Source organism: Comamonas sp. MYb69 (genome assembly GCF_037479315.1).
Classification (GTDB): Bacteria; Pseudomonadota; Gammaproteobacteria; order Burkholderiales; family Burkholderiaceae_C; genus Comamonas.
Genome location: NZ_JBBGZG010000024.1, coordinates 39,454 through 48,787, shown reverse-complemented (window position 1 = coordinate 48,787; position 9,334 = coordinate 39,454). Strand labels below are relative to the sequence as shown.

Below are 9,334 nucleotides of genomic sequence, written 5' to 3'. Positions count from 1 at the left end.
CCGCGCCGGGAGGGCCTGCGCTCCCAGCGGCCACAGCGGCGCCTTGCGCGGCTCCCATTGGGGAGCAAAACTCGCCTGCAGGTTGTCGCGCTTGGGCGGCACGCCCGGCACCTTGCGCACCGCAAAGCCGCACTGGGCCAGGTCGCGGCGCAGCTGGGCGGCGATGGTCCAGGTCGCCAACTGGGTGCCGCGCCGGGCGCAGCGTGCCACGGCCTTCAAGCTGTGCAGGCTCCACATATCGGGGTTGCGCGCGGGGCTGAAGCCGTCCAGGTAGATGCTGTCTGCCACCAGCTCTTGCTGGCGCAGCATGGCCTGGCTGTCGCCAATCAGCAGACTGAGCAGCACCCGGCCACCGGCCAGGCGCAGGCGGTGCACGCCCGGCAGCAGCCCCCACCATTGGGCGGCGAGTTCTTCGGCCAGCGGCAGCAGATGGGGAAACTTGCGCGCTTGCGCCAAGAGGTCAGCCGCCGCAATGGGAAAGGCCTCGGTCGAGACAAAGTGCAGCAGCGCGGGGCGGGCTGGGTCTTGCTGCCAGGCATGCCAGGTGACCAGAAAATTGAGCCCAAAGCCAAAGCCGGTCTCCAGAATGCGCCATTGCGGTAGGCCGGCCCAGGCCTGGGGCAGGCCGCAGCCGGCCAGAAACACCTGCTCGGCCTGGGCCAGTGCATGGGCGGCTTCGCTGTGGTAACGGTCAGCAAAGCGGGGGCTGTAGGGCGTGCCGTCGGCCATCCATTGCACGGTCTCAGTCATGGCTTGCAAAGATCATCTCTCAAAGAAGGGGGATTGTAGGGAGTTCAGTCCCAGCGCGCCGCGCAGCATTCCCTGGATGGCGGTTTTGTGACAATTTGTTGTCAAACCCGGGCTATCATGGCCCCATGCCTGATCGACCGTCTGCCCGTTCTCTAGTCTCTCATTGCCTGTTGCTGGCGCTGGCCTGGACCCTGCCTGGCCATGCCCAAACACCCGCCCAAGCCCAGCCCGCCGTCTATGCCGCTGCGCAGGCAGAGCAAACGCCGATGCTGGCGACCTTGAAGAACCTGGTGCATATCGAATCGGGCAGCCGTGACTATGGCGGCGTGAGCTATATCGCCCAGGTGGCGGCCGAGCGGCTGAAAGCACTGGGCGGCGAGGTGCAGATCATTCCGGCGACGGATGTGGTGCGGCTGGAAGATACGCCCGAGCAGGTCGGCCCCATGGTGCAGGCCGTCTTCAAGGGCCGGGGGCAGTCGCGCATCATGATGATTGCGCATATGGACACCGTCTACCAGCGCGGCGATGTGGACAAGCAGCCGTTCCGCATTGAGGGCGATCGCGTCTACGGCCTGGGTGTCGAGGACGAAAAGCAGGGCGTGGCGCTGGTGCTGCACAGCATCGCGATGCTGCAAAAGCTGGGCTATGATAGCTTTGGCGAGATCACCGTGCTGTTCAACAGCGATGAGGAGATCAGCTCGCCGGGCTCGCGCCGGCTGATCAGCGCACTGGCGCGCGACCAGGATGCCATTTTCTCTTTCGAGAGTGGCGGCCTGCAGGGCACCCTGCACCTGGCCACCAGTGGCATTGGCGCCATGTTTTTGGATGTGCAGGGCAAATCCTCGCATGCCGGGGCCAAGCCCGAAGCGGGGGTGAATGCGCTGTATGAACTGTCGCACCAGCTGCTGCAGATGCGCGACCTGTCGCAACCCGAAAACGGCCTGAAGCTGAACTGGACCATCGCGCAGGCAGGCACCACGCGCAATGTGATACCGCCCCACGCACAGGCGCAGGCCGATGCCCGGGCGCTGCGGGCCCAGGATTTCCAGGCGCTGCAAGATGCGGTGCAGGAAAAAATCAAGAACCGCCTGCTGGAAGGCAGCAAGGTGACGGCCCGCTTTGAGCTGCGCCGCCCGCCGATGCAGGCGAGCGACGCCGCACGCCGCATCACTGCGCAGGCGCAAACCATTTACCGCGATGAGCTGGGCATACCGCTGCATGTGAACGATGTGGCGCTGGGCGGCGGCACCGATGCCGCTTTTGCCGCCCTCAACACCCGGGGTGGGGTGGTCGAGGGCATGGGCGTGTGCGGCTATGGCGCGCATGACATGTATGGCGAATACATCCTGCTGGACTGCATTGCGCCGCGCCTGTACCTGGTGGCGCGCATGGTGATGGCGCTGTCGGAGCCGGCGACCGCGCGCTGATCGCCGGCCGCCGGAGCAGGGCTGAGGCTCAGCCCTTTTTCTGCAGCATCTTGATGACGCTGGAGAAGTCCTCCGCGCCATGGCCGGCAATGCTGTGCGCCGCATACAGCTGGCGCGCCATGCCACCCAGCGGGGTGCTGGCCTTCACCGTCATCGCGCTTTCCTGCGCCAGGCCCAGGTCCTTGAGCATCAGATCGGTGCCAAAGCCGCCGGTGTAGCCACGCGTGGCGGCGCTGGCGTCCTGCACGCCGGGGAAGGGGTTGTAGACCTCCAGCGCCCAGTTGCCGCCCGAGCTGCGGCGCATGATCTCGCTGAGCACCTTGGGATCCAGGCCATTGGCAACACCCAGTGCAATAGCCTCGCTGGTGCCCACCATCAAAATACCCAGCAGCATGTTGTTGCAGATCTTGGCGGTCTGGCCCGCACCGACATCGCCGGCGTGGAAGATGTTCTTGCCCATTTTCTCGAGCAGCGGACGGGCACGCTCCAGGTCGGCTGCGCTGCCGCCGACCATAAAGGTCAGGCTGCCGGCAATCGCGCCGCCGGTGCCCCCGGAGACCGGCGCATCGATAAAGCCAATGCCCAGCGCCTGCGCGGCCTTGGCCACTTTCTGGCTGGTTGCTGCCGCGATGGTGGAGCTGTCAATGATCAGCGCGCCCTTGGCGATGCCTTGCAGCAGCCCCGCCTGGCTGCCGTTGCCCAGAAACAGGCCTTCGACATGCTGGCTGGCGGGCAGCATGCTGACGATGACCTCGGCGCCTTCGACGGCCTCCTGGGCGCTGGTCGCGGCGCTGCCGCCTTCGGCCATAACCTTGGCCACCGCTTCGCGGCTCAGGTCAAAAGCGCGGACCTGGTGGCCCGCCTTGGCCAGGTTGATGGCCATGGGCGCGCCCATATTGCCCAGGCCGATGAATGCGATAGTTGCCATATTTGTCTCCTTGAAGTGTTATTGCACAGGGTTGTGGGTTGGCATGGATAAGGAAAGACAGCGTCGGAGTCAGAGTTCAAAGATCGCTGTCAAACACGCTGTGGCGTTTGCGGGCGGCGGGCGTTGGGTTCGCATCGCCAGCCGCTTTGGCGGTTTTTGCTTTTTTCAGCGGCTTGGCGGAGGGATCGGAAGTAGCAGCCTTGGGCTTTTTCTTTGGGGTCGCCTTGGCGCGCGGGTTAAAGGCCAGCGCCGCATCGATCCAGTGCTGCCAGGCCTCACGCGTGGCATAGGCGGCGGGCCCCACCAGAAAATAGCCGTCCATCAAGCCTTTGGACGACAGCGGCCGCACTCCCGGCAGTTCTGCCACCTGGGCATGGGTTTCGGGCGCAATGCGCACCAGCAGCTCGTCGTTCTCCACGCCCAGGCACATCTTGCCGTCGACCATGAACACATGGCAGCCGAACATGGTTTTCTCTTCGACCGAGACGCCCACGGCTTGCTCGGCCAGTGCCAGGCGCACGGCATCGATAAGGCGCAGGGTTTCAGGGTCCAAAGGGCGGCGTGGCATGGTGGGAGGGTGCTTGGGCAGGAGGGGGCAAGGCAGCGCCTGCTCAGCGGATGGCCTCAGGCGCATCCCCATCGAGCATGCGCCGGGCGATGATGACCCGCATGATCTCGTTGGTGCCTTCCAGAATCTGGTGCACCCGGGCGTCGCGCATCAGCCGCTCGAGCGGGTACTCGCGAATATAGCCGTAGCCGCCGTGCAGCTGCAGCGCATCGTTGCAGACATTGAAGCCCGCATCCGTCGCAAAGCGCTTGGCCATTGCGCAGTAGGTGGAGGCATCGCGCGCGCCGGCATCGAGCTTGCTGGCGGCCAGGCGCACCATCTGGCGCGCGGCGACCAGCTCGGTGGCCATGTCGGCCAGCTTGAACTGCAGCGCCTGAAAACTCGCAATCGGCTTGCCGAACTGCTTGCGCTCCTGCATATAGCTCTGCGCCTGGGTGAGCGCGCCCTGGGCCGCGCCCACGGAGCAGGTGGCGATATTGATGCGGCCGCCGTCGAGCCCCTTCATCGCAATCTTGAAGCCTTCGCCCTCACGGCCCAGCAGATGGTTGGCGGGGATGCGCACATTGTCAAAGCTGATCACACGCGTGGGCTGGCTGTTCCAGCCCATTTTTTCTTCCTTCTTGCCGTAGCTGATGCCTTCCAGGTGCGCGGGCACGGCAAAGGCGCTGATGCCCGAGGCACCCGATTGTGCGTCGCCCGTGCGGGCCATCAGTACCAGCATGTCGGTGGCGCCTGCCCCGCTGATAAAGGCCTTGCTGCCATTGATGATGTAGTCATGGCCGACCAGCTCGGCCCGGGTCTTGAGCGAGGCGGCGTCGGACCCGGCACCGGGCTCGGTCAGGCAGTAGCTGGCGAGCTTCTGGCCGCTGGCGAGCAGGGGCCCCCATTCCTCGCGCACGGCATCGCTGGCCCAGGTGCCCAGCATCCAGGTCGCCATATTGTGGATCGTGATGAAGGCGGTGGTGGAGGGGTCTACGGCGGCCAGCTCCTCAAACACCAGGGTGGCATCGAGCCGGGGCAGCGCCAGGCCGCCGGCATTTTCGGGGGCATACAGGCCGCAAAAGCCCAGCTCGCCCGCCTTGGCAATCGCCTCACGGGGAAAGACGGCTTCGGCATCCCAGTGCGCGGCATGCGGGGCGAGTTCCGCCTGGGCAAAGGCGCGCGCGGTGTCGGCAAAGGCGCGTTGGTCTTCTGATAGCTCGAAATCCATGGGCTTGTCTCCTGTCTCTTATCGTGCTGCGCCGGGCATGGGAGGCCCGGGCAGCAGCGTTTTGTGGTGAACGCGGCTGGCTATGGTTTTTGCAGCAGCTAGTGCGGCGGGCCTTCGTGCAGCCAGACCATCAACTCCTTCTTGCGCTTGCCGATTTCGGCCACCAGGCATTCGTGGTAGCGGCGCGGCCAGTCGGGCTGGGCCTCGTGCGCGGCCTGCTGCTTCTTGCAGGTGGCGGCGCGCTGGCGTATCCACTCGTTCTGGTCGCGGCGCAAGGCAGGGCGTTCGTGCGCCGACAGAATGCGCATGACGTCGCCATACAAGATGTTGTTGTCGGTATCGGCTTGCTGAAAGGCCTGCACCGCGCAGGCATTGGTTTGCTCGGTATTGCCGCCGCTCACACAGGCCGCGCCGGCCTGGGCCAGCACGGTCTGCGGGGCGAGGGCAGCCGAGGCTGCAAAAAACAGAGCCAGCAGCGCTGGGCGGAATGCAAGGAAATGGGGCATAGCCCAGATCATCGCCGCAAAACTGCAGCGGCCCGGCAAAGGCCCGCTGCGTTGTTTGCCAAGGCCGCTTATTTCAGGCTGATGGTGGTGTTCACACCATGGGCGATGGTGCTGTCGTCAAACCAGCGGGCCGTCACGGTCTTGGTCTGCGTGTAGAACATGACGACCTGCTTGCCGTAGGGGCCCAGGTCGCCGAGCTTGGAGGCGCGGCTGCCGGTGAACGAGAACAGCGGCACGGGCACAGGAATCGGCACATTGATGCCGATCTGGCCGACATCGATCTCTTCCTGGAACTTGCGCGCAGCGGCGCCGCTTTGCGTGAAGATGGCGGTGCCGTTGCCATTGGGGTTGGCGTTGATGAAGGCAATGGCTTCATCGATATCGGCGGCCTCGGCAATGCAGAGCACCGGGCCAAAGATTTCCTGGTCATAGATGGCCATGCCGGGCTTGACGCCGGAGAAGACGGTTGGGCCGACAAAGTTGCCCTTTTCAAAGCCGGCGACGGCAGGCTTGCGGCCATCGAGCTCGAGCTTGGCGCCATCGGCAATGCCGCGCTCGATCAGGCTCTCCACCCGCGAAAGCGCCTGGCAGGACACGACCGGGCCCACATCGGTGCCCGCTTCGGTACCGGCAGACACCTTCAGGGTCTTGGCCTTTTCGACCAGCTCGGGGATCCACTTCTGCGCCTCGCCAACCAGCACCACCACCGACAAGGCCATGCAGCGTTGGCCGGCCGCGCCAAAGGCGGCACCAGCGAGCGCATTGAGCGACTGCTCCTTGTTGCAGTCGGGCAGCACGATGGCGTGGTTCTTCGCGCCCATCATGCATTGCACGCGCTTGCCGTTGAGCGATGCGCGGTTGTATACATGGGTGCCGACCTTGGTCGAGCCAACAAAGCTGATGGCCTTGATATCGGGGTGGTCGCAGATGGCGTTGACAGCGTCTTCACCACCGTGGATCACGTTGAGCACACCCGGGGGCACGCCCGCTTCCAGGGCCAGCTCGCACAGGCGCATGGTCACCATCGGGTCTTGCTCGGAGGGCTTGAGCACAAAGGTGTTGCCCGTGGCAATCGCCATCGGGAACATCCACAGTGGGATCATCGCCGGGAAGTTGAAGGGGGTGATGCCCGCGCACACGCCCAGAGGCTGGTTCAGGGTATAGGTGTCGACGCCATTGGCCACATTGTTGGCCAGCTCACCCAGTTGCAGCGAGCCGATGTTGGCGGCATGCTCGACCACTTCCAGGCCCCGGAAGACATCGCCTTCGGCGTCGGGCAGGGTCTTGCCTTGCTCGGCCGTCAGGATGGCGGCCAGCTCCTTCATGTTCTCGCGGATCAGCTGCTGGAGCTTGAGGAAGATGCGGGCGCGCACGCCGATGGGCGTCTTCTTCCAGGTCTTGAACGCTTCCTTGGCATTGGCCACCGCGGCGTTGATCTCTTCGGGCGTGGCAAAAGGCACGCGGGCCAACACCTGCTGCGTGGCGGGGTTGACCACATCACGCCATTGCGTGGTTTTGGATTCGACCAGCTGGCCGTTGATCAGCAGCTTGACGGTCGGCGCCAAGGTGCTGGTGGATTGCGGTGCGTTCATGTTTTGTCTCCTGGGAATCTAGAGTAGAGAGAGGCGGCAGGTTGCCGCTGGGCAACGCACCGTTATGCACATGGTAGATGTGCGCATTCGCCCAAACAAGAGGTTGGCTGCACAGGGCTGTGCGGCGCTGCACATCCGCTGGGTTGCTGGCGGCCGGGTGCATGCTGGGTTGATCGCTTGCAGCAAGGAGACTGCCATGGGTTGGTTGGACAGAATTGGTCAGCTGTTGGGCGCGAAGGCGCCTGTGCAGGGCGAACGCACCGCGTCTGCGCTTGCGCCGGAGCCCGCACCCGAGCCCACGATAGACGCATGGCAGGCCTTGTGTATGGCCCTCGGCCAGGCGCTGGCCTTGGACGATAGCGATGAACTCTGGGGCGAGCTGCGGCAGGCGATCGAGCAACCCGCGCAGTACCTCGATCGCTTTGCCGATGAATGGGTCAACCGGGGCATGGACGAGCCCGCGCATGTGACGCCCTGGCTGGCGCTGGTGGAGGGCCTGCAGCGCCGCAGCCAGAGCTTTGAGCTCGATTGGAAGCTGAACATGGATGACGCCATCTGGGCGCTGCAGCAGCTCCAGACCGTGCAGCAGCGGGGGCTGGACTTGCAGGCGCTGGCGGGCAGCCGAGCGCTGAACCACGAGGCCTTGCAGGAGGCGGGTGACTACCTGCGCAGCCAAGGCCTGAGCCTGGTCAGCTTCGACATCGATAGCGACAGCTATCCGCTGTCGGTGCTGGAGGCCAGCGCGGTTGCGCCTTTGCAGGCCTTGGCCGCGCGCGTAGGCGGCAAGTTGCTGCCTTTGCACAATTAGTTGCGCAGCATAATAACCTTTTGCCCCTGGCTGGGCTGACGCTGTTTTATCCTTGCGCACCTTCGCGGTGCGTCCGGGCCTTGGCTCGCAGGCCGCACCAACTTTCTCGCTAACGCACTGCGCTTTTTTCTCATGAGCAAACAGGCCCCAGCGGAGCAATCGGGGGCTTCGCCCGGAACCGATGACCTCCAACGCAATCTCAGCAACCGCCATATCCAGTTGATCGCCATCGGCGGCGCCATCGGCACCGGGCTTTTCATGGGCTCGGGCAAGACCATCAGCCTGGCGGGGCCGTCCATCGTGCTGGTCTACGCCATCATCGGCATCATGCTGTTCTTTGTGATGCGGGCCATGGGCGAGCTGCTGCTGTCCAACCTGCAGTACAAGTCCTTCATCGATTTCTCGGACGACCTGCTGGGCCCTTGGGCCGGCTTCTTCACCGGTTGGACCTACTGGTTCTGCTGGATCATCACCGGTATTGCCGATGTGATTGCCATTTCGGCCTATGCGCAGTTCTGGTGGCCTGATTTGCCGCAATGGGCCCCGGCCATTGCCTGCGTGGCCGTGCTGCTGTCGCTCAACCTGCTGACCGTCAAGCTCTTTGGCGAGGTCGAGTTCTGGTTTGCGATGATCAAGATCGTGGCCATCGTCGCGCTGGTCGGTACGGGCCTCTACATGGTCAGCACCGGTTTTAGCTCGCCGGCCGGGCGCCAGGCGAACATCGCCAACCTCTGGAACGATGGCGGGCTCTTCCCCCATGGCGCCATGGGCTTTTTTGCTGGCTTCCAGATTGCGGTGTTTGCCTTTGTCGGTATCGAGCTGGTGGGCACCACGGCTGCCGAGGCCAAGGACCCGCACCGCACCCTGCCGCGCGCGATCAACTCGATCCCCGTGCGCATCATCATCTTCTACGTCTGCGCGCTGATCGCCATCATGGCCGTCACCCCCTGGCGCGATGTGGTGCCCAGCAAGAGCCCGTTCGTCGAGCTGTTTGTGCTCGCCGGCCTGCCGGCAGCGGCCAGTGTGATCAATTTTGTCGTGCTGACCTCGGCCGCCTCGTCGGCCAACAGTGGCGTGTTCTCCACCAGCCGCATGCTTTACGGCCTGGCGCTCAAGGGCGATGCCCCGCGCTCCTTTGGCCAGCTTTCGGCCAGCAGTGTGCCTTCGCGCGGCCTGCTGTTCTCCTGCGTCTGCCTGCTGGGCGGTGCCTTTTTGATGTGGGTGGTACCCAACCTGGTCGAAGCCTTCACGCTGGTGACCACCGTCTCGGCCATCCTCTTCATGTTTGTCTGGTCGCTGATCCTGCTGTCCTATATCAGCTACCGCAAGCAGCGCCCCGCGCTGCACCAAGCGTCTCACTACCGTATGCCGGGCGGCGTGTTCATGTGCTGGGTCTGCCTGGCCTTCTTTGCCGCCGTGCTGGTGCTGCTCAGCCTGGAGCTGGACACGCGCCAGGCGCTGATCGCGACGCCGGCCTGGTTTGTGCTGCTGGGTCTGGCCTACGCCTGGCAGCGCAAGAGCGCGAAAGTCGCCTGATCGGAGCCA

The 9,334-nt window shown here is 64.5% G+C and carries 9 protein-coding genes; 3 read left to right on the top strand and 6 right to left on the bottom strand.

Going from position 1 to position 9,334, the window contains the following annotated elements:
- A partial coding sequence (mnmD, locus tag WH303_RS23635) for a tRNA (5-methylaminomethyl-2-thiouridine)(34)-methyltransferase MnmD (RefSeq protein WP_339521307.1) occupies positions 1 to 750 on the bottom strand: 750 nt, incomplete at its 3' end.
- A 125-nt stretch (positions 751 to 875) separates the two neighbouring features.
- Here mnmD and WH303_RS23630 point away from each other — a divergent pair.
- The gene (locus WH303_RS23630) at positions 876 to 2,177 is read left to right on the top strand and encodes a glutamate carboxypeptidase (RefSeq protein WP_339521306.1); all 1,302 of its coding nucleotides are present in this window, start codon (positions 876 to 878) and stop codon (positions 2,175 to 2,177) included.
- A gap of 28 nt (positions 2,178 to 2,205) precedes the next feature.
- Here the strand turns inward: WH303_RS23630 and mmsB are convergent, their stop codons facing one another.
- The 5 genes from mmsB to WH303_RS23605 form a co-directional block, all read right to left on the bottom strand.
- Entirely contained in the window at positions 2,206 to 3,105 is a 900-nt protein-coding gene (gene mmsB, locus WH303_RS23625) for a 3-hydroxyisobutyrate dehydrogenase (protein WP_339521305.1), read from the bottom strand.
- 76 nt (positions 3,106 to 3,181) lie between these two features.
- Positions 3,182 to 3,673, bottom strand: coding sequence for a TfoX/Sxy family protein (locus tag WH303_RS23620; protein ID WP_339521304.1), 492 nt, complete (start codon positions 3,671 to 3,673; stop codon positions 3,182 to 3,184).
- Positions 3,674 to 3,716: 43 nt separating this feature from the next.
- On the bottom strand, positions 3,717 to 4,883 hold the full coding sequence (locus WH303_RS23615; RefSeq protein WP_339521303.1) for an acyl-CoA dehydrogenase family protein: 1,167 nt from the start codon (positions 4,881 to 4,883) through the stop codon (positions 3,717 to 3,719).
- Between the two features lie 98 nt (positions 4,884 to 4,981).
- Positions 4,982 to 5,389, bottom strand: a complete 408-nt coding sequence (locus WH303_RS23610) for a lysozyme inhibitor LprI family protein (RefSeq protein WP_339521302.1) — start codon at positions 5,387 to 5,389, stop codon at positions 4,982 to 4,984.
- 68 nt (positions 5,390 to 5,457) lie between these two features.
- On the bottom strand, positions 5,458 to 6,981 hold the full coding sequence (locus WH303_RS23605; RefSeq protein WP_133856063.1) for a CoA-acylating methylmalonate-semialdehyde dehydrogenase: 1,524 nt from the start codon (positions 6,979 to 6,981) through the stop codon (positions 5,458 to 5,460).
- 325 nt (positions 6,982 to 7,306) lie between these two features.
- Here WH303_RS23605 and WH303_RS23600 point away from each other — a divergent pair, with 325 nt between their 5' ends.
- A complete protein-coding gene (locus WH303_RS23600; RefSeq protein ID WP_339521301.1) occupies positions 7,307 to 7,789 on the top strand; it encodes a DUF6630 family protein in 483 nt (160 codons plus the stop codon).
- A 132-nt stretch (positions 7,790 to 7,921) separates the two neighbouring features.
- Positions 7,922 to 9,325 carry a D-serine/D-alanine/glycine transporter gene (gene cycA / locus WH303_RS23595; RefSeq protein WP_339521300.1) on the top strand — a complete coding sequence of 468 codons (1,404 nt, stop codon included), beginning with the start codon at positions 7,922 to 7,924 and terminating at the stop codon, positions 9,323 to 9,325.
- Positions 9,326 to 9,334: the final 9 nt, after the last annotated feature.

Excerpts from the sequence above, each read along its gene's own strand:
- WH303_RS23630 (WP_339521306.1), top strand. The coding sequence starts at position 876 with ATGCCTGATCGACCGTCTGCCCGTTCTCTAGTCTCTCATTGCCTGTTG.
- mmsB (WP_339521305.1), bottom strand. The coding sequence starts at position 3,105 with ATGGCAACTATCGCATTCATCGGCCTGGGCAATATGGGCGCGCCCATG.
- WH303_RS23620 (WP_339521304.1), bottom strand. The coding sequence starts at position 3,673 with ATGCCACGCCGCCCTTTGGACCCTGAAACCCTGCGCCTTATCGATGCC.
- WH303_RS23615 (WP_339521303.1), bottom strand. The coding sequence starts at position 4,883 with ATGGATTTCGAGCTATCAGAAGACCAACGCGCCTTTGCCGACACCGCG.
- WH303_RS23610 (WP_339521302.1), bottom strand. The coding sequence starts at position 5,389 with ATGCCCCATTTCCTTGCATTCCGCCCAGCGCTGCTGGCTCTGTTTTTT.
- WH303_RS23605 (WP_133856063.1), bottom strand. The coding sequence starts at position 6,981 with ATGAACGCACCGCAATCCACCAGCACCTTGGCGCCGACCGTCAAGCTG.
- WH303_RS23600 (WP_339521301.1), top strand. The coding sequence starts at position 7,307 with ATGGCCCTCGGCCAGGCGCTGGCCTTGGACGATAGCGATGAACTCTGG.
- cycA (WP_339521300.1), top strand. The coding sequence starts at position 7,922 with ATGAGCAAACAGGCCCCAGCGGAGCAATCGGGGGCTTCGCCCGGAACC.